The organism is Pseudomonas wadenswilerensis, from assembly GCF_024749185.1.
GTDB lineage: Bacteria > Pseudomonadota > Gammaproteobacteria > Pseudomonadales > Pseudomonadaceae > Aquipseudomonas > Aquipseudomonas wadenswilerensis.
This window is the reverse complement of sequence record NZ_CP087191.1, coordinates 5,783,511-5,801,884: the sequence shown is the minus strand read 5'-3', so window position 1 is coordinate 5,801,884 and position 18,374 is coordinate 5,783,511. Positions and strand designations below refer to the sequence as shown.

At 62.4% G+C, this 18,374-nt stretch carries 17 protein-coding genes; 15 read left to right on the top strand and 2 right to left on the bottom strand.

What is annotated here, in order from left to right; all coding sequences use genetic code 11:
* Positions 1–232: 232 nt before the first annotated feature.
* The 3 genes from hcnA to hcnC are packed head-to-tail and all read left to right on the top strand — an operon-like array spanning position 233 to position 3,198.
* Positions 233–547 (top strand): cyanide-forming glycine dehydrogenase subunit HcnA, encoded by a 315-nt coding sequence (gene hcnA, locus LOY45_RS26730; protein ID WP_038997941.1) that lies wholly within the window; start codon positions 233–235, stop codon positions 545–547.
* Positions 544–1,938 carry a cyanide-forming glycine dehydrogenase subunit HcnB gene (gene hcnB / locus LOY45_RS26725; RefSeq protein ID WP_134065266.1) on the top strand — a complete coding sequence of 465 codons (1,395 nt, stop codon included), beginning with the start codon at positions 544–546 and terminating at the stop codon, positions 1,936–1,938. The genes hcnA and hcnB overlap by 4 nt, the downstream gene beginning before the upstream one ends.
* 3 nt (positions 1,939–1,941) lie before the next feature.
* Positions 1,942–3,198 (top strand): cyanide-forming glycine dehydrogenase subunit HcnC, encoded by a 1,257-nt coding sequence (gene hcnC, locus LOY45_RS26720; RefSeq protein WP_115084579.1) that lies wholly within the window; start codon positions 1,942–1,944, stop codon positions 3,196–3,198.
* A gap of 18 nt (positions 3,199–3,216) precedes the next feature.
* Here the strand turns inward: hcnC and LOY45_RS26715 are convergent, their stop codons facing one another.
* On the bottom strand, positions 3,217–4,101 hold the full coding sequence (locus tag LOY45_RS26715; RefSeq protein ID WP_233673849.1) for a LysR family transcriptional regulator: 885 nt from the start codon (positions 4,099–4,101) through the stop codon (positions 3,217–3,219).
* A 130-nt stretch (positions 4,102–4,231) separates the two neighbouring features.
* Between LOY45_RS26715 and LOY45_RS26710 the strand changes: the two genes are divergently transcribed.
* The 12 genes from LOY45_RS26710 to LOY45_RS26655 all read left to right on the top strand — a co-directional run bounded on the left by LOY45_RS26710 (position 4,232) and on the right by LOY45_RS26655 (position 16,770).
* On the top strand, positions 4,232–5,188 hold the full coding sequence (locus LOY45_RS26710; RefSeq protein ID WP_115084583.1) for an AraC family transcriptional regulator: 957 nt from the start codon (positions 4,232–4,234) through the stop codon (positions 5,186–5,188).
* Positions 5,189–5,349: 161 nt separating this feature from the next.
* A complete protein-coding gene (locus LOY45_RS26705) occupies positions 5,350–6,681 on the top strand; it encodes an aromatic acid/H+ symport family MFS transporter (RefSeq protein ID WP_115084584.1) in 1,332 nt (443 codons plus the stop codon).
* 147 nt (positions 6,682–6,828) lie between these two features.
* A complete protein-coding gene (locus tag LOY45_RS26700; RefSeq protein WP_258578594.1) occupies positions 6,829–8,082 on the top strand; it encodes an OprD family porin in 1,254 nt (417 codons plus the stop codon).
* A gap of 185 nt (positions 8,083–8,267) precedes the next feature.
* Positions 8,268–9,224, top strand: a complete 957-nt coding sequence (locus LOY45_RS26695) for an AraC family transcriptional regulator (protein WP_134065260.1) — start codon at positions 8,268–8,270, stop codon at positions 9,222–9,224.
* Between the two features lie 106 nt (positions 9,225–9,330).
* A complete protein-coding gene (benA, locus tag LOY45_RS26690) occupies positions 9,331–10,689 on the top strand; it encodes a benzoate 1,2-dioxygenase large subunit (RefSeq protein WP_134065258.1) in 1,359 nt (452 codons plus the stop codon).
* Positions 10,686–11,174 (top strand): benzoate 1,2-dioxygenase small subunit, encoded by a 489-nt coding sequence (gene benB, locus LOY45_RS26685; RefSeq protein WP_233673847.1) that lies wholly within the window; start codon positions 10,686–10,688, stop codon positions 11,172–11,174. The genes benA and benB overlap by 4 nt, the downstream gene beginning before the upstream one ends.
* Positions 11,175–11,199: 25 nt before the next feature.
* Positions 11,200–12,210 (top strand): benzoate 1,2-dioxygenase electron transfer component BenC, encoded by a 1,011-nt coding sequence (gene benC, locus LOY45_RS26680; protein ID WP_134065254.1) that lies wholly within the window; start codon positions 11,200–11,202, stop codon positions 12,208–12,210.
* 65 nt (positions 12,211–12,275) lie between these two features.
* Positions 12,276–13,034, top strand: coding sequence for a 1,6-dihydroxycyclohexa-2,4-diene-1-carboxylate dehydrogenase (locus LOY45_RS26675; protein WP_115084592.1), 759 nt, complete (start codon positions 12,276–12,278; stop codon positions 13,032–13,034).
* Between the two features lie 19 nt (positions 13,035–13,053).
* Positions 13,054–14,175 (top strand): muconate cycloisomerase family protein, encoded by a 1,122-nt coding sequence (locus LOY45_RS26670; RefSeq protein ID WP_258578593.1) that lies wholly within the window; start codon positions 13,054–13,056, stop codon positions 14,173–14,175.
* Positions 14,176–14,190: 15 nt separating this feature from the next.
* The gene (gene catC / locus LOY45_RS26665) at positions 14,191–14,481 is read left to right on the top strand and encodes a muconolactone Delta-isomerase (protein WP_115084596.1); all 291 of its coding nucleotides are present in this window, start codon (positions 14,191–14,193) and stop codon (positions 14,479–14,481) included.
* 39 nt (positions 14,482–14,520) lie between these two features.
* On the top strand, positions 14,521–15,453 hold the full coding sequence (gene catA / locus LOY45_RS26660) for a catechol 1,2-dioxygenase (RefSeq protein WP_134065250.1): 933 nt from the start codon (positions 14,521–14,523) through the stop codon (positions 15,451–15,453).
* 111 nt (positions 15,454–15,564) lie between these two features.
* Positions 15,565–16,770, top strand: a complete 1,206-nt coding sequence (locus tag LOY45_RS26655) for a benzoate/H(+) symporter BenE family transporter (RefSeq protein ID WP_115084600.1) — start codon at positions 15,565–15,567, stop codon at positions 16,768–16,770.
* Here LOY45_RS26655 and lpdA read toward each other — a convergent pair whose 3' ends face one another.
* Positions 16,771–18,171 (bottom strand): dihydrolipoyl dehydrogenase, encoded by a 1,401-nt coding sequence (gene lpdA / locus LOY45_RS26650; RefSeq protein WP_258578592.1) that lies wholly within the window; start codon positions 18,169–18,171, stop codon positions 16,771–16,773.
* Between the last annotated feature and the right edge of the window lie 203 nt (positions 18,172–18,374).

The window sequence follows — 18,374 nt, the reverse complement described above, 5'->3', positions numbered from 1 at the left end:
GAACAGACATAACGTGCTCCTCCCTTGTGCATTAAAATCGGGTCACCGATTTGAATGCACTTTTTTCTAGAATCGCCCGTTGAGAAACGTCGGCCAGATAAGCACAGGCCATCTGCCCTGTTTTGTCGGTTTGTCCGGCAAGCAGACCCATTAGCTGGCCTGGATCAATAGTCCAGGCGCGCGCTTGGCATAGTGTGCGCAGTCCATGTTTCTTTTTCACGGACGAAAAGCTATGCAGACTCTGGAGCGAAAGCTTGATATCCAGCCCCTGTCGCGGGCGGACATGACCATCGAACTCAACGGCCAGGCAGTCGCTGTCGCCGCCGGTGAAACCGTGCTCAGCGTGCTCAACGCTGTGGGCCTGCGCCAGGTGGCGCGCAACGATCACGATCAACTGACCGGCGCTTTCTGCGGCATGGGTGTCTGCCATTGCTGCCTGGTGTCGATCAACGGCCGGCCCAAGCGCCGCGCCTGCCAGACTGTGGTGCAGCCGGGTATGCAGGTCGAAACCGGGACCAACCGCTTTGCCGGGCAGGAGGCACCATGAGCCTGCGTCCAGTGATTGTCGGGGGTGGTTCGGCGGGTATGGCGGCGGCGATCGAGCTGGCCAACCACGGTGTTTCCAGCCTGTTGTTCGATGAAGCCTCGCGTCCGGGTGGCGTGGTCTTTCGCGGGCCGCTGCGCAGCGGCGTCGACCTGGGTTACCTGGGCGCCCGCTACAGCAAGGCGCTGAAGAAACTGCACAAGGATTTTGCCGCCTGCGGCGATCGTATCGACCTGCGCCTGAACAGCCGCGTGGTGGGTGGTGACGAGCAGCGCTTGATGGTGCTCGATGCCGAAGAAACCCTGCACGAGATCGACTATTCCCACCTGCTGCTGTCGGCCGGTTGCCATGAGCGCAACGTCCCCTTCGCCGGTTGGACCTTGCCTGGCGTCATGCTGCTCGGCGGGCTGCAACTGCAGATCAAGAGCGGCGTGGTCAAACCCCTGGGCAGTACCGTGATCGCCGGTACCGGGCCGTTGTTGCCGCTGGTGGCCTGCCAACTGCACGCGGCCGGGGCGAAAGTCGCCGGTGTCTATGAAGCCTGCCCGTTCAGCAAGATCGCCCGTGAAAGCCTGGCGCTGATGAACAAGCCGCAACTGTTCCTCGATGGCCTGAGCATGCTCGGCTACATGAAACTCAATGGCATCCCCATGTACTACGGCTGGGGCGTCGTCGAAGCCAAGGGCGAGGGCGAACTGGCTGAAGTGACCGTGGCACCCTACGGTGACGATTGGCAACCAGACCTCTCCCGCGCTCAACGCGAACCGGCGCAAACCCTGGCGGTGGGCTACGGGTTTATCCCGCGCACGCAACTCAGCCAGCAACTGGGTCTGGACCACGGCTTCAACGAAGACGGCTACCTGCGCCCGGAAAGCAACGTCTGGCAGCAAAGCAGCCAGGCGCATATCCACCTGGCTGGCGACATGGGCGGCATCCGTGGTGGCGAAGCGGCAATGCTCACCGGGCGCATCGCCGCCGTCTCGATCCTGCTGCAGCGCGAAGTGCTCAACGCTGAACAGGCCATCGAATTGCGCGAGAAGTACCTCGGCCAACTGGCGGCAATCAAGCGCTTTCGCGCTGGCGTAGAACGCTACACCCACCGCGGCACCAAGCAGATTGACCTGCCGCAGCCCGACACGGTGATCTGCCGCTGCGAACACGTGACCCGCAGCGACATCGACCGCGCCCTGGAGCAGGGCGTCGAAGACATGGCCGGGCTGAAGATGCGCACCCGGGTGAGCATGGGCGACTGCCAGGGGCGCATGTGCGTCGGCTACTGCAGCGATCGCCTGCGCGAAGCCACCGGGCGCGCCGACGTAGGCTGGCTACGCCCGCGTTTCCCGATCGACCCGATTCCATTCTCCGCATTCCAGCAACTCGGCACGGAAGCCTGAAGCATGAACAGAACCTATGATGTGGTCATCGCCGGTGGCGGTGTGATCGGTGCGTCCTGCGCCTACCAGCTGTCCAAACGCAAGAACTTGAAGATCGCCCTGATCGATGCCAAGCGCCCCGGAAATGCCACCCGCGCCTCGGCCGGCGGCCTGTGGGCCATTGGTGAGTCGGTGGGCCTGGGCTGCGGGGTAATCTTCTTTCGCATGATGTCGGCCAAGCACAAGCGCGAAGCCCATGGCGCGGCAGTGGCGGTGGATTCGAGCACGCCGCATATCCTGCCGCAGTCGTTCTTCGACTTTGCCTTGCAGTCCAACGCACTTTATCCACAGCTGCACCGCGAGCTGATCGACCGCCACGGCATGGACTTCAAGTTCGAGCGCACCGGCCTCAAGTACGTGATCTACGACGATGAAGACCGCCTGTACGCCGAACACATCGTCGCGCAGATTCCGCATCTGGCCGACCAGGTACGCTGGCTCGACCGCGAGGCCCTGCGCCAGGCGGAGCCGGCAGTCAGCCATCAGGCCCATGGCGCTCTGGAGTTCCTTTGCGATCACCAGGTCAGCCCGTTCCGCCTGGCCGATTCCTATATGGAAGCGGCGCGCCAGAACGGCGTCGACCTGTTCCACAACACCAACATCACCGGCGTGCTGCACCAGGGCTCTCGGGTCAGCGGTGTGCAAACCGCAGAAGAGGGCACCTTTCACTGCGATACCCTGATCAACGCCGCTGGCGCCTGGGCCGCAGACTTGAGCGAATGGGCCACCGGCCTGCGGATTCCGGTCAAGCCGGTCAAAGGCCAGATCATCCTCACCGAGCGCATGCCCAAGCTGCTGCAAGGCTGCCTGACCACCAGCGATTGCTACATGGCGCAGAAGGACAACGGCGAGATCCTGATCGGCAGCACCACCGAGGACAAAGGCTTCGACGTCAGCAACACCTTCCCGGAAATCAACGGCCTGGTTCAGGGGGCGGTTCGCTGTGTACCGGAGCTGGCGCAGATCAACCTGAAACGCACGTGGGCCGGCCTGCGCCCGGGCTCGCCGGACGAACTACCGATTTTGGGGCCGGTCACGGAAGTCAGTGGTTACCTGAATGCCTGTGGACACTTTCGCACCGGCATCCTCACTTCGGCCATCACCGGGGTGCTGATCGACAAGGTCGTGCATCAGGAAGCCCTGCCGCTGGATATCACTCCATTCCTGGCCGAGCGTTTTGACTTGCTTGCTGTGGAAAACAAGCAGGCTGCCCTGGCCTGATTGTGGATAAACCGGCCTTCAGCCCTGGGGGCCGGTATTCATCTGTGCCACTAAACTCAAGCACTGCCGGACCTGTGGCGAGTTATCCCCAGCCCGGCGACTGAGTATGATCGGTGACACTGCGGTTTTTTCTGGCAGTGGTGCATAAACAATGTCGGCGCGATGCTGGCTTTGCACGGACGCTGGCACCAACGTTATCCCCAGGCCAGCAGCAACCAGGCCCAGCGCGGTCTGCAGTTCGTTGGTCCACTGGATTACCTTGATGTTCACACCCTGGGCGGTAAACAGCGCCATGATGTGATCGGCGTAGCTCGGCCGCGGGTTGGCGGGGTAGAGCACGAAAGGCTCGTCGGCCAGGCGTTTGAGGTCCAGGGGCTGGCCGAGCAAAGGGTGCCCGCAGGGCAGGGCAACGACTAACGGTTCCTCGCGCAGCAACACCTGTTCGATGGCTGGATCCTTGATGTGGATGCGGCCAAAGCCGACATCGATGCGCCCGGCCTTGAGTGCCTCGACCTGCTGCAGGGTGATCATTTCCTGTAGGCCCAGCTCCATTTCCTCATTGCGCCGCAGCTGGCGGATCAACTCGGGCAGCAAGTCATAGAGCGTCGACGGCGCAAAGCCGATGCGCAGCCATTGGCGTTCACTGTTGGCGATGCGCCGGGTGCCTTCGGCGATCTGTTCGAGCTGGTCGAGCAGGGCGGCGCTTTGTTCGTGGAAAAACCGCCCGGCCTCGGTCAGGCGCAGCGGCCTGCCGCGCTCCAGCAGCTCTACTCCGAGGGTGTCTTCCAGCTGGCGGATCTGCCGGCTCAGGGGCGGCTGGGCGATGTGCAGCTGCTCGGCGGCGCGGGTGAAATTGAGGGTTTGCGCGAGTACCCGGAAGTAGCGCAGATGACGCAGTTCCATGATACCTCCAGGGTATGGTTGCCTACCCAACGGATATTGGACTGCCTGCAGGCGCTGGCGCAAGCTGCTGCCTTGTGGATAACCAGACCCTGTGGATATCGTCGTACGACCATAACAATGAGGCCAGCCCATGAGCAGCCAACTGTTGAGCGAGCGCAGCCGTGTGTTCCAGCATGCCGACCCTTATGCGGTGTCCGACTACGTCAACCAGCACGTTGGCGGCCACAGTCTGCGCCTGCCGCGTAGCGGTGACCTGCAGGCGAGCATCAACCATCGCAAGTTTGCCAGCCTCGACCTGTGCCGCCTGAGCTATGGGGGCAGGGCGCGGATTACTTCACCGGCGCTGGGCACCCTGTATCACCTGCAGATATTGCTTAAAGGGCACTGCCATTCAAGCTGTCGCGGCGATGAGCATCACTATGTGCCCGGCGAGCTGCTGCTGATCAATCCGGACGATCCGGTTGACCTCACCTACTCGGCCGATTGCGAAAAATTCATCCTCAAGTTGCCGGCCAACCTGCTCGAACAGGCTTGTCTGGAACAGCGCTGGCAACTGCCCGAAGGCGGTATCCGCTTCACCAGCGCGCGTCATGCCACTGGCGCGCTGGCGGGGTTTATCGGCCTGATCGGGCTGGTGTGTGACGAAGCCGAATCCACCCAGTCGCTGCCGCAGGTGCAGGAGCATTACGGGCGCATCGTCGCCAGCAAGTTGCTGAGCCTTTTGGGCAACAACATCGATCGTTGCGAGCCGGGGTTGCAGACCCACTCGTTCGAACAGCTGGTGGCCTATATCGACGTCAACCTGCATCAGGATATCGGGGTCAGCCAGTTGATGACGGTCGCGCGGGTCAGCGAGCGTTCGTTGTATACGCTGTTCGAGCGTCACGCCGGCCTGTCACCCAAGGGGTATGTGCGCCAGCGCAAGCTCGAGCGGATTCACGCGGCCCTGCAGGACCCCTCCAGCCCGGTCCGCAATGTCACCGAAATCGCCCTGGACTACGGCTTCCTGCACCTGGGCCGCTTCGCCGAAAGCTATCGCCAGCGCTTCGGCGAGCTGCCTTCGGTTACCTTCAAACGCCACCGCTGAACGCTCATCGGCCCCTGCGCAATCTGGATAGCGATTCGCAGGAAACGGCTATTGGCGCCTTGCTGCTGCTCCTAACCTGACCTTGCGAACACTGCCCGGCCCCGCGCCCGGCAGGTATCGCCATTCAGGTTTCGATAACAACAACAAAAGAGACGCGCCTCATGCGAGCGATCGATATCAATAGCCTGATCGATCAGGCGAAGTTCAATTCCTTTCACTGGCGTGTGCTGTTCTGGTGTGCGCTGATCATCATCTTCGACGGTTACGACCTGGTCATCTACGGCGTGGTACTGCCGGCCTTGATGCAGGAGTGGGGCATGACCCCGCTGCAGGCCGGTGCCCTGGGCAGCTATGCGCTGTTCGGCATGATGTTCGGCGCCCTGGTGTTCGGCCCGCTGTCGGATCGGATCGGGCGCAAGAAGGCCATCACCCTCTGCGTGATCCTGTTCAGCGGCTTTACCGTGCTCAACGGCTTTGCCCGCAACCCTGCCGAGTTCGGCCTCTGTCGCTTTCTGGCAGGGCTAGGGATCGGCGGGGTGATGCCCAACGTGGTGGCGCTGATGAACGAATATGCGCCCAAACGCATGCGCAGCACCCTGGTGGCGATCATGTTCAGTGGCTACTCGGTGGGCGGCATGCTCTCGGCCGGGTTGGGCATCGTGCTGTTGCCGGCCTTCGGTTGGCAGTCGGTGTTCTATGTGGCGATCATCCCCTTGCTGGTGCTACCGCTGATCCTGCGTTACCTGCCCGAGTCCCTGGGGTTTCTGGTGCGCCAGGGCCGTACCGAACAGGCCAGCCAGTTGCTGCAGCGGGTCGAGCCGAGCTATCAGCCACAAGCGGGTGATCGTCTGGAGGTGGTGACCGGTACTCAAGCCGGTGGCTCGGTACCGCAGCTGTTTCGCGAAGGGCGAGCGCTGAGTACGTTGATGCTCTGGGTCGCGTTTTTCTGCTGCTTGTTGATGGTCTATGCCCTCAATTCCTGGCTGCCCAAGCTGATGAACAACGCCGGCTACGGCCTGGGCTCGAGCCTGGCGTTTTTGCTGGTGCTGAACTTCGGCGCGATCTTCGGCGCGGTGGGCGGCGGCTGGATTGGTGACCGCTTCAAGCTCGATCGGGTGCTGGTGGTGTTCTTCGCCGTGGCGGCGTTGTCGATCAGCCTGCTCGGCTTCAAGAGCCCGACGCCGGTATTGTACCTGCTGATCGCCATTGCCGGCGCGACCACCATCGGCACGCAGATTCTCGCCTATGCCTGTGTAGCCCAGTACTACCCCATGGGGATCCGTTCGACGGGATTGGGTTGGGCATCGGGTATCGGTCGCAGCGGGGCGATTATCGGGCCGATCCTGGGTGGGATGCTGCTGGGGATTCAGCTGCCGCTGGCGCTGAATTTCATGGCCTTTGCGCTGCCGGGGGCGGTAGCGGCGGTGGCGATGATGGTGTTTGCCGGGCGTGGTGCTGCCAGGGGCAGGGCGGCGTTGCAGTCAGCGGCATAGCCAAATAACCGCGTTGGCCCTATCGCTGGCAAAGCCAGCTCCCACAGTGGTCGGAGTACATAGCGTTCTTGTGGGAGCTGGCCTTGCCAGCGATGCAGGCGCCACAAATTTACAAGCCAAAACAACAATAACAAGAGCACCACTACCATGACCAACTTCCCACACTGCGGGTTGCTGTTTCTCTGCGCCCTGAGTTTCTGCGCCAATGCCGCCGAGCCGGGTTTTATCAAGGACGCCAGCGCTACCCTGCAAGCGCGTAACTACTACTTCAGCCGCGACTTTTCCGGCATTGTCGGTGCCAACCAGCAATCAAAGGCTGAGGAATGGGGCCAGGGCTTTATCTTCAACTTCAAGTCCGGTTATACCCCGGGCCCCTTGGGGGTGGGCGTCGATGCCATTGGCCTGCTCGGCCTCAAGCTCGACAGCAGCCCGGATCGCACCGGCACCGGTTTGCTGCCGGTGCAGGACGATGGCCGCGCTGCCGATGAGTACAGCCGGGTCGGCGCCACGCTGAAAATGCGCTATTCGAAGACCGAGCTGAAAGTCGGCGAGCTGCAAACCAATCTGCCCATCCTGCAATACAACGACTCGCGCCTGCTGCCACCAACCTACCAGGGCGTCAGCCTGACCTCGGCCGAGATAACCGGCCTGACCCTGCAGGCCGGCCACCTGAGTTCTACCAGCCTGCGCAACGAAGCCGGGGACGAGAAAATGATCGCCATGCTCGGCCACTTGCCCCAGCGCCAGGCCGACAGCGATGCCTTCAACTATGCCGGTGGCGACTACAGCTTCAACGCCAATCGCACCACCGCCAGCCTCTGGTACGGGCGCCTCGAAGATATCTATCAACAAGGCTTCGTGGGCTTGAAGCACAGCCAGCCCCTGGGCGACTGGACCCTGGGCGCCAACCTCGGTTACTTCACCGCCAGGGAGCAGGGCGATGCGCGCCTTGGTGATGTCGACAACCGGGCGTTCTATTCGCTGCTGTCGGCCAAGCGTGGCGGGCACACCTTCAGCGTCGGCTACCAGGCAATCTATGGTGACGATGCCTTCCCGCGGGTGTTCCCGAACATCTCGCCGCTGGGCAACGAAGTGCCAACCTATGAATTCTCCTACACCGATGAGCGTTCCTGGCAGGTACGTTATGACTATGACTTCGTGGCCATGGGCATACCGGGTTTGACTGCCACCGTGCGTTACCTGAAGGGCAATAACGTCGATACCGGGCTGGGCTTCGAGGGCAAGGAACATGAGCGCGATCTTGACCTTGGCTATGCGGTGCAGAGCGGGCTGCTCAAAGGGCTGGGGATACGGCTGCGCAACGCCATGGCACGGTCCAATTACCGTTCGGACATTGATGAGAACCGGGTGATCCTGAGTTACACCTGGACGTTGTTGTAGGCCATATCGCGGGGCAAGCCCGCTCCTACCGGGGTTGTGGGTAACTCTGTGAGAGCTGGCTTGCCAGCGATGCTTTTGGAAACACACCGTCCATCCCCAGGTTGCTCGCCGGCCAGTGCTATCGCTTAGACTGGCCGCATAACTACAACGAGTGACCTGGTATGGCTGGTATGGCCGATATGGGTATGGACAGTCCCCTGCTCAGCGAACGCAGCCGGGTGTTCGAGCGTGCAGACCCTCATGCGGTGTCGACCTACGTCAACCAGCATGTCGGCCCCCATTGCATTCGCCTGCCGCGCTACGGGCATCCGGAGGCGTACCTCAACCATCGCAAGTTCGCCAGCCTCGACCTGTGCCGGATCAGCTACGGCGGCGATGTGCGGGTGATGTCGCCAGCGCTGGAGAACGTCTTTCACCTGCAGATCCTGCTGCGTGGCCACTGCCTCTGGCGCCGTGGCCGTGAAGAGCGTCTGCTGACCCCCGGCGGGCTGCTGCTGATCAACCCCGACGAACCGGTCGACCTGGCCTATTCCGCGGATTGCGAGAAGTTCATCCTCAAGCTGCCCACCCGCCTGCTCGAGTCAGTGTGCGACGAGCAACGCTGGCAGCGCCCCAGCGAAGGTGTGCGCTTTCTCGATCATCACTACCAGCTGTTGGCGCTGGAAGGCTTTGCCGGGCTGCTGGCGATGGTCTGCCAGGAGGCCGAAAGCAACGAGCCGATGCTGCGGGTGCAGGAGCACTACAGCCAGATCGTCGCCAGCAAGCTGCTGACCCTGATGCACACCAACGTCAGCCGTGAAGCCCTGAGCAGCCAGGCGGCATCCTTCGAGCGGATTGCCGAGTACATCAGTGCCAACCTCAAGCAGGACATCTGCAGCGAACAGCTGGCGCAGCAGGCGAGCATGAGCCTGCGCTCGCTGTATGCCTTGTTCGAGCGCAACGCTCGCACCACGCCCAAGCTGTACATCCGCCAGCAGAAACTCGAACGCATCCGCGCCAGCCTCAGCGACCCCGACTGCAAGGTGCGCAACATCACCGAGCTGGCCATGGACTATGGCTTCGTCCACCTCGGGCGTTTTTCTGAACACTACAAGTCGCTATTCGGCGAACTGCCCTCCGACACCCTCAAGCGCCGCCTCTGACACTTTGCAGAAAACGGATAAAGGTCTGCACAAAGCGGATATTTACCGTGCCCCTCGCTCCCTAACCTGACATGGCCTGAACACAATAACAACGGAGGCCCCGGCCATGTCCCTGGGATTCGATTACCTTAATTCCCTGCTTGAAGAAGATCAGGAGAAGGGCGTCTTTCGCTGCAAGCGCGAGATGTTCACCGACCCCCGTCTGTTCGATCTGGAAATGAAACATATCTTTGAGGGCAACTGGCTGTACCTTGCCCACGAAAGCCAGATTCCTGAAAAGAACGACTTCCTCACCACCACCATGGGGCGCCAGCCGATCTTCATCGCGCGCAACAAGGATGGGGTGCTCAATGCCTTCCTTAATGCCTGCAGCCACCGCGGTGCGATGCTTTGCCGACACAAGAGCGGTAACCGCTCGTCCTACACCTGCCCGTTCCACGGCTGGACCTTCAACAACTCCGGCAAGCTGCTCAAGGTCAAGGATCCGGTCGACGCCGGCTACCCGGCCAGCTTCAACTGCGAAGGCTCCCACGACCTGACCAAGGTCGCCCGTTTCGAGTCCTACCGCGGCTTCCTGTTCGGCAGCCTCAACCCGGACGTGGTGCCCTTGGTGGAGCACCTGGGTGAGTCGGCGAAGATCATCGACATGATCGTCGACCAGTCGGCCGATGGCCTGGAAGTGCTGCGCGGTTCGTCCTCGTACATCTACGAAGGCAACTGGAAGCTGACCGCTGAAAACGGCGCCGATGGTTACCACGTCAGCGCCGTGCACTGGAACTACGCCGCTACCCAGAACCAGCGCAAGCAGCGTGAAGCCGGTGATGAGGTCAAGACCATGAGCGCGGGCGGCTGGGCCAAGAGCGGTGGTGGTTTCTATTCCTTCGACAAGGGCCATCTGCTGCTCTGGACTCGCTGGGCCAACCCCGAGGACCGGCCGCTGTTCGAGCGCCGTGACGAACTGGCGGCTGACTTCGGCCAGGCTCGCGCCAACTGGATGATCGAGAACTCGCGCAACCTGTGCCTGTACCCGAACGTGTACTTGATGGACCAGTTCAGCTCGCAGATCCGCATCGCTCGGCCGATCGCCGTGGACAAGACCGAGATCACTATCTATTGCATCGCCCCCAAGGGCGAGAGCGACGAGGCGCGAGCCCAGCGTATTCGCCAGTACGAAGACTTCTTCAACGTCAGTGGCATGGCCACCCCGGATGACCTGGAAGAATTCCGCTCCTGCCAGATGGGCTATCAGGGCGGGCGGGGCTGGAACGACATGTCCCGTGGTGCCACCCATTGGGTCGAAGGCGCCGATGCCGCCGCGCAGGAAATCGACCTGCATCCGCAACTGAGCGGCGTGCGCACCGAAGACGAAGGCCTGTTCGTGCTGCAACACAAGTACTGGCAGGAAACCATGCTCAAGGCCCTCGCCGCCGACCAGCAGTTGATCCCCGTGGAGGCCGTGCAATGAGCATTTCCTTCGAGCAAGTGCGCGACTTTCTCTTTGAAGAAGCACGCTACCTGGACGACAGCCATTGGAACCAGTGGCTGGAGTGCTACGCCGCCGACGCCACCTTCTGGATGCCGGCCTGGGACGATAACGACCAGCTCACCGAAGACCCGCAACGGGAAATCTCGCTGATCTGGTACGGCAATCGTGGTGGCCTGGAAGACCGGGTGTTCCGGATCAAGACCGAACGCTCCAGCGCGACCATGCCCGACACCCGGACCTCGCACAACATCAGCAATATCGAGCTGCTGGAGCAGGGCGAAGGCCTGTGCAAGGTGCGCTTCAACTGGCACACCCTGAGCTTTCGCTACAAGACCGTCGACAGCCACTTCGGCACCAGCTTCTACACCCTCGATATCCGTGGCGAACGGCCGCTGATCAAGGCCAAGAAGGTAGTGCTCAAGAACGACTACGTGCGTCAGGTCATCGACGTTTATCACATCTGAATCCTGCTTTGCTGCGAGGTGCGCCATGCACAAGATCGCCTTGAATTTCGAGGACGGGGTCACCCGTTTCATCGACGCCACCGCTGACGAAAGCGTGGCCGATGCCGCTTACCGCCAGGGCATCAACATTCCGCTGGATTGCCGCGACGGCGCCTGCGGTACCTGTAAGTGTTTCGCCGAAGCTGGCCGTTACGACCTCGGTCAGGAATACATCGAAGACGCCTTGAGCGAGGAAGAAGCCGCCCAGGGTTATGTGCTGACCTGCCAGATGCGCGCCGAGAGCGATTGCGTGGTGCGTGTGCCGGCTTCGTCGCAACTGTGCAAGACCGAGCAGGCCAGCTATCAGGCCAGCATCAGCGCCGTGCGCCAGTTGTCCGACAGCACCATTGCCCTGTCGATCAAGGGCGAGGCCCTGAGCCGCCTGGCGTTTTTGCCGGGGCAGTACGTCAACCTCGGCGTGCCCGGCAGTGAGCAGACTCGCGCCTATTCCTTCAGCTCGTTGCAAAAGGACGGTGAGGTCAGCTTTCTGATCCGCAACGTGCCGGGCGGCTTGATGAGCAGCTTTCTTACCGGCCTGGCCAAGGCGGGCGACAGCATGACCCTGGCCGGCCCGCTGGGCAGTTTCTACCTGCGCGAGATCCGTCGGCCGTTGTTGTTGCTGGCCGGTGGTACCGGGCTGGCGCCGTTCACCGCGATGCTGGAGAAAATCGCCGAAGAGGGCAGCGAGCATCCGCTGCACCTGATCTACGGCGTCACCAACGACTTCGACCTGGTCGAACTCGACCGCCTGCAGGCCTTTGCTGCGCGCATCCCGAATTTCAGCTTTGGCGCCTGCGTAGCCAACCCCGAGAGCCAGCATCCGCTCAAGGGCTATGTCACCCAGCACATCGAGCCGCGCCACCTCAACGAAGGCGATGTCGATGTGTACCTGTGCGGGCCGCCACCGATGGTTGAGGCGGTCAGCCAGTACATCCGCGAACAGGGCATCACCCCGGCGAACTTCTACTACGAAAAATTCGCCGCCGCCGCTGCCTGAAGCCATTTTATGGGGCCGGGCGCATCGTGCGGGTACGGTCGGCCCCTTTTTTATTCGAGGTTGTCATGAACAGATTCACCAACAAGGTCGCGCTGGTTACCGGCGCGGCGCAGGGGATCGGCCGTCGTCTGTGCGAGCGTCTGCTTGCAGAAGGCGCGACGCTGGTGGCCGTGGATCGCTCGGAGCTGGTGCATGAACTGCAAGGCGAGGGCGTGCTGAGTTTGACCGCCGATCTTGAACAGCACAGCGAGTGCAGCCGAGTGATGGCCGCTGCGGTGGAGCATTTCGGCCGCCTCGATGTGCTGGTCAACAACGTTGGCGGCACCCTCTGGGCCAAGCCGTTCGAGCACTACGAAGCGGCGCAGATCGAAGCGGAAGTGCGCCGCTCGCTGTTTCCCACGCTGTGGTGCTGCCATGCGGCGCTGCCCTACATGCTTGAGCAGGGCAGTGGGGCGATCGTCAATGTCTCCTCGATCGCTACCCGCAGCATCAATCGCGTGCCCTATGGCGCGGCCAAGGGTGGCGTCAATGCACTGACTGCCTGCCTGGCCTTTGAAACCGCCGGACGCGGAGTGCGGGTCAACGCCACGGCGCCCGGCGGCACCGACGCACCGCCACGGCGGGTACCGCGCAACAGTGCCGAGCAGAGCGCCGAGGAGAAAGTCTGGTACCAGCAGATCGTCGATCAGACCCTCGACAGCAGCCTGATGAAACGCTACGGCAATCTCGATGAACAGGTTGGCGCAATCCTCTTCCTCGCTAGCGACGAAGCCTCTTACATCACCGGCACGGTGCTGCCGGTCGGCGGCGGCGACCTCGGTTGAGCGCCCCTGGAGAACCTTGATGAGTCATCCCCTGATTGAGCGCATCTCGACCCTGATCGTCGACTTGCCAACCATTCGCCCGCACAAGCTGGCGATGCACACCATGCAGAAGCAAACCCTGGTGATCATCCGCCTGCAGTGCAGCGACGGTATCGAAGGCCTCGGCGAAGCCACCACCATCGGTGGCCTGGCCTACGGCAACGAAAGCCCGGAAAGCATCAAGCAGAATATCGACAGCTATTTCGCGCCGCTGCTGACCGGCCTGGATGCCAGCAACATCAACGCCGCCATGCAGCGCCTGGACAAGGTGATCAAGGGCAATACCTTTGCCCGCTCGGGGATCGAAAGCGCCTTGCTCGATGCTCAAGGCAAACGCCAGGGCCTGGCGGTCAGCGAGCTGCTCGGCGGGCGTGTACGCGACAGCCTGGAAGTGGCCTGGACCCTGGCCAGCGGCGACACCGGGGGCGACATCGCCGAGGCCGAGCAGATGCTCGACCTGCGCCGTCACCGGATCTTCAAGCTGAAGATCGGCGCCAACGAAGTGGCCCATGACTTGCGCCATGTCATCGCGATCAAGCGGGCACTGGGCGAGCGTGCCAGCGTGCGCGTCGACGTCAATCAGTACTGGGACGAGTCCCAGGCGATCCGCGCCTGCCAGGTGCTGGGCGACAACGGCATCGACCTGATCGAGCAACCGATCTCGCGCATCAACCGTGCCGGCCAGGTGCGCCTGAACCAGCGCAGCCCGGCACCGATCATGGCTGATGAATCAATCGAAAGCGTCGAGGATGCCTTCAGCCTCGCGGCTGACGGCGCCGCCAGCATCTTCGCCCTGAAGATCGCCAAGAACGGTGGCCCACGCGCTGTGCTGCGTACCGCGCAAATTGCCGAAGCCGCCGGTATTGCCCTGTACGGCGGGACCATGCTCGAAGGCTCGATCGGCACCCTGGCTGCCGCCCATGCCTTCGTCACCCTCAACCAACTGACCTGGCATACCGAGCTGTTCGGCCCACTGCTGCTGACTGAAGAAATCGTGATCGATGCGCCGGTGTACCGCGACTTCGCCCTGCAGGTACCCCGCACTCCCGGCCTTGGCCTGACCCTGGACGAAGAGCGCCTGGCGTTCTTCAGCCGCACGTAAGCAAGGAGAGACGCCATGTTGTTCCACGTGAAAATGACTGTGAAATTGCCCCTGGACATGGACCCGGCCAAAGCCGCGCAGCTCAAGGCCGACGAGAAGGAACTGGCCCAGCGCCTGCAGCGCGAAGGCAGTTGGCGCCACCTGTGGCGCATCGCCGGGCATTACGCCAACTACAGCGTGTTCGACCTGCCCAGCGTCGAAGCCCTGCACGACACCCTGATGCAACTGCCGTTGTTCCCCTACATGGACATCGAAGTCGACGGCCTGTGCCGCCACCCGTCATCGATCCACAGCGACGACCGCTGAACAACGAGCGCCGATAACAACAATTCGAGGTAACCCGTCATGACCGTGAAGATTGCTCACACTGCCGATATCCAGAAATTCTTCGAAGAAGTCAGTGGCCTGCACAACGACCAGGGCAGTCCGCGCCTGAAGCTGCTGACCCAGCGCATCGTCAACGATGTGGCGCGCCTCATCGAAGACCTGCAAGTGACCCCCGACGAGTTCTGGAAGGCGGTCGACTACCTCAACCGCCTCGGCTCGCGCCAGGAAGCCGGGCTGCTGGTTGCCGGGCTCGGCGTCGAGCACTATCTGGACCTACAACTGGACGCCCAGGATGCCGAAGCCGGCATCAGTGGCGGCACCCCGCGGACCATCGAAGGCCCGTTGTATGTGGCGGGTGCCCCGCTGGCCGAAGGCGAGGTGCGTATGGACGATGGCCGTGACCCGGGCACGGTGATGTTCCTCCAGGGCCGCGTGCTGGATGAACAGGGCCAGCCGGTAGCTGGCGCCGTGGTCGACCTGTGGCATGCCAACACTCAGGGCACCTACTCGTATTTCGACAGCACGCAGTCCGAGTTCAACCTGCGCCGGCGCATCGTTACCGACGCCGAAGGCCGCTACCGCGCCCGCAGTATCGTGCCGTCGGGCTACGGTTGCCCTGCGGACGGGCCGACCCAGGAGTTGCTCACTCAGCTCGGTCGTCACGGCAATCGCCCAGCGCATATCCACTTCTTCATCTCGGCCCCTGGCTACCGGCACCTGACCACCCAGATCAACCTGGCGGGCGATGAGTACCTGTGGGATGACTTCGCCTACGCCACCCGTGACGGGTTGATTGGCGAGTTGCGCTTTGTCGAGGATGCGGCGGCGGCCGATGTTCGTGGTGTGGAGGGGCGCTTTGCCGAGATGGACTTTGACTTCCAGCTGTTGAGTGCGCCCAAGCCTGCCAGTGAGCAGCGCAGCCAGCGGCCGCGGGCGTTGCAGGACATTTGAGGCCGGGTTGAATCCATCGCTGGCAAGCCAGCTCCCACAAGGTTCAGTGCAAACCCTGTGGGAGCTGGCTTGCCAGCGATGCCTTTCAGAAGCCCACGACTGGATAAATTCATGAAAACAATATTCCAGGACTTCTCCCTCTCCGCCCTGGTCGCCGGCTTCATCGCCACCCTGATTTCCTACGCCGGCCCCTTGGTGATCATCTTCCAGGCCGCCCACAGCGCCCAGCTGTCGGCGGCCGAACTGTCTTCATGGGTTTGGGCGATTTCCATCGGCAGCGGCCTGCTCGGGGTAATCCTCAGCCTGCGCTACAAGGTGCCACTGGTGATTGCCTGGTCGGCACCGGGCTCGGCATTGCTGGTAGCGTTGTTGCCGGGAGTCGCCTTTGCCGAAGCCGTCGGTGCCTACATCGTCGCCAACCTGGTGATCCTGCTGGTGGGGCTGTCCGGCGCCTTCGACCGTATCGTCGGCAAGCTGCCGCCAGCCATATCGGCAGCGATGCTGGCGGGCATCCTGTTCAGCTTCGGCACGGGTCTGTTCGTTTCGCTGAAATCGCAGCCAACCCTGGTGCTGGCGATGTTCGTCAGCTACCTGCTGTTCAAGCGTCTGGCCCCGCGCTATGCGGTGCTGGCGGTGCTGGTCTGCGGCGTGAGCATTGCTGTGCTGGGCGGTGAGTTGAACAGCTCGGCACTGGTGATCGGCCTGGCCACGCCGGTATGGACCACGCCAGCGTTTAGCTGGAATGCAGTACTGAGCATCAGCCTGCCGCTGGTGATGGTGGCCCTGACCGGGCAATTCGTGCCGGGCATCGCGGTGTTGCGCAACGACGGGTATCGCACACCTGCCAGCCCGATCATTGCCAGCAATGCCCTGACCAGCCTATTGCTGGCGCCGTTCGGTTGCCATGGCCTTAACCTGGCGGCGATCACCGCAGCAATCTGTACCGGACGCGAGGCTCATGACGACCCTGGCCGCCGCTATTGGGCCGGGGTTTGGGGTGGCGTGCTGTATTTGCTGCTGGGATTATTCGGCGCGACCCTGGTTTCACTGTTCACCGCCTTCCCCGCTGCCTTGATTGCGGCCCTGGCCGGGTTGGCGTTGTTCGGGGCGATTGGCGGCGCACTGGCCGGGGCGATGAGCGTGCCGAGTGACCGTGAAGCGGCGCTGATCACCTTTCTCGTGACCGCTTCGGGCATGTCATTTCTTGGTTTGTCGGCGGCGTTTTGGGGGCTGATTTTCGGCCTGTTCGCACACTGGCTGCTCAACCTGCGGCGATTGACGCCACAGGCTGGCAGGGCAGGGGTGCAGGCTGACTGATCAGATCTGCATGGCTTTGCCGTCGACGTTCATCGCTGCCTGGCGCAGGGCTTCGGAGCGGGTCGGGTGCGGGTGGCAGGTGAGGGCGATGTCTTCAGCCGAGGCGCTGAACTCCATGGCCACGCAGTACTCGCCGATCATCTCGCTGACACTCGGGCCGACCAGGTGCACACCCAGCACTTCATCGGTACGGGCGTCAGCCAGGACCTTGGCAAAGCCTTCGGTCTCGTGGTTGATCTTGGCCCGGCTGTTGGCGCTGAAAGGGAACTTGCCGACCTTGTACTCGCGCCCTTCGGCCTTGAGCTGTTCTTCTGTCTTGCCAACGCTGGCCAGCTCCGGGCGGGTGTAGATCACCGCCGGGATCAGGTTGTAATTGACCTCATGAGCCTTGTCGGCGATCTGCTCGATGCAGGAGACGGCTTCGTCCTCGGCTTTGTGCGCGAGCATCGCCCCGGAAGTGACATCGCCAATCACCCAGACCCCCGGCACGCTGGTGCGGTGGTGCTGGTTGGCGAGCATGCCGCGCTTGTCAGTCTCAAGGCCGACACTTTCCAGGCCCAGGCCCTGGGTGTAGGGGCGCCGGCCGATGGCGACCAGCACGTAATCGGCTTCGAGGGTTTCGGCGCTGCCGCCAGCGGCAGGCTCCAGGCTCAGGTTCACCCCGTGCGCCGAAGCGCTGGCCTGGGTGACCTTGCTGCCGAGCTTGAATTTCATGCCTTGCTTGGCCAAGGAGCGTTGCAGGGTTTTTGCCGCTTCTTCATCGGTGCCGGGGCAGATGCGATCAAGGTACTCGACCACGGTCACCTGGCTGCCCAGCCGGCGCCACACCGAACCCAACTCCAGGCCGATCACGCCGGCGCCGATCACCACCAGGTGCCTGGGCACCTCACTCAGGGCCAGGGCGCCGGTGGAGTCGATGATGCGCTGGTTGTCGATAGTGACACCTGGCAGCGGCGTTGGCTCGGAGCCGGTAGCGATGACGATGTCCTTGGCCTGCAGCTCGGTGACAGCGCCCTGGTCGTCGGTCACTTTGACCCGGCCGACGCCGTCGAGCTTGCCCCAGCCCTTGATCCAGTCGACCTTGTTTTTACGGAACAGGAACTCGATGCCCTTGGTCAGGCCGCTGACGCTTTCGTCCTTCTGCTTCATCATCTGCGCAAGGTTGAGGGTTGGTTTGACTTCGATGCCGAGGCTGGCGAACTCGCTGCCAACTGCCGCCTCATACAGCTCGGAGGCATGCAACAGGGCCTTGGACGGCATGCAGCCGACGTTCAGGCAGGTGCCGCCGAGGGTTGAACGGCCTTCCACGCACGCTACGCTCAGGCCCAGCTGGCCAGCGCGGATGGCCGCGTTGTAGCCGCCAGGCCCGCCGCCGATGATCACCACATCATAGTTTTTCATTGTTGTACTCCAGGATGAAGAATCGACAATGGCGCCAAGACTAATCCGCAATTCGATTGATTGTATACAATTGATCGCGGGCTTGATCAGGCGTCGCAAGGTCTGGAACGGGGCAGATAGGCTCAGACTATGGTCGGCATTAGCTGAAACTTGCTGTAGATGAACTACCCTTTTCGACAGACGTCCGATGAAAAAAGGAGGCT

Bases quoted from the DNA above. Each gene is read 5' to 3' on its own strand.
- benA (WP_134065258.1), top strand. From the start codon at position 9,331: ATGTCCCTGGGATTCGATTACCTTAATTCCCTGCTTGAAGAAGATCAG.
- hcnC (WP_115084579.1), top strand. From the start codon at position 1,942: ATGAACAGAACCTATGATGTGGTCATCGCCGGTGGCGGTGTGATCGGT.
- LOY45_RS26675 (WP_115084592.1), top strand. From the start codon at position 12,276: ATGAACAGATTCACCAACAAGGTCGCGCTGGTTACCGGCGCGGCGCAG.
- LOY45_RS26695 (WP_134065260.1), top strand. From the start codon at position 8,268: ATGGACAGTCCCCTGCTCAGCGAACGCAGCCGGGTGTTCGAGCGTGCA.
- hcnA (WP_038997941.1), top strand. From the start codon at position 233: ATGCAGACTCTGGAGCGAAAGCTTGATATCCAGCCCCTGTCGCGGGCG.
- catA (WP_134065250.1), top strand. From the start codon at position 14,521: ATGACCGTGAAGATTGCTCACACTGCCGATATCCAGAAATTCTTCGAA.
- LOY45_RS26710 (WP_115084583.1), top strand. From the start codon at position 4,232: ATGAGCAGCCAACTGTTGAGCGAGCGCAGCCGTGTGTTCCAGCATGCC.
- benC (WP_134065254.1), top strand. From the start codon at position 11,200: ATGCACAAGATCGCCTTGAATTTCGAGGACGGGGTCACCCGTTTCATC.
- catC (WP_115084596.1), top strand. From the start codon at position 14,191: ATGTTGTTCCACGTGAAAATGACTGTGAAATTGCCCCTGGACATGGAC.
- LOY45_RS26655 (WP_115084600.1), top strand. From the start codon at position 15,565: ATGAAAACAATATTCCAGGACTTCTCCCTCTCCGCCCTGGTCGCCGGC.
- LOY45_RS26705 (WP_115084584.1), top strand. From the start codon at position 5,350: ATGCGAGCGATCGATATCAATAGCCTGATCGATCAGGCGAAGTTCAAT.
- LOY45_RS26670 (WP_258578593.1), top strand. From the start codon at position 13,054: ATGAGTCATCCCCTGATTGAGCGCATCTCGACCCTGATCGTCGACTTG.
- benB (WP_233673847.1), top strand. From the start codon at position 10,686: ATGAGCATTTCCTTCGAGCAAGTGCGCGACTTTCTCTTTGAAGAAGCA.
- LOY45_RS26715 (WP_233673849.1), bottom strand. From the start codon at position 4,101: ATGGAACTGCGTCATCTGCGCTACTTCCGGGTACTCGCGCAAACCCTC.
- hcnB (WP_134065266.1), top strand. From the start codon at position 544: ATGAGCCTGCGTCCAGTGATTGTCGGGGGTGGTTCGGCGGGTATGGCG.
- LOY45_RS26700 (WP_258578594.1), top strand. From the start codon at position 6,829: ATGACCAACTTCCCACACTGCGGGTTGCTGTTTCTCTGCGCCCTGAGT.
- lpdA (WP_258578592.1), bottom strand. From the start codon at position 18,171: ATGAAAAACTATGATGTGGTGATCATCGGCGGCGGGCCTGGCGGCTAC.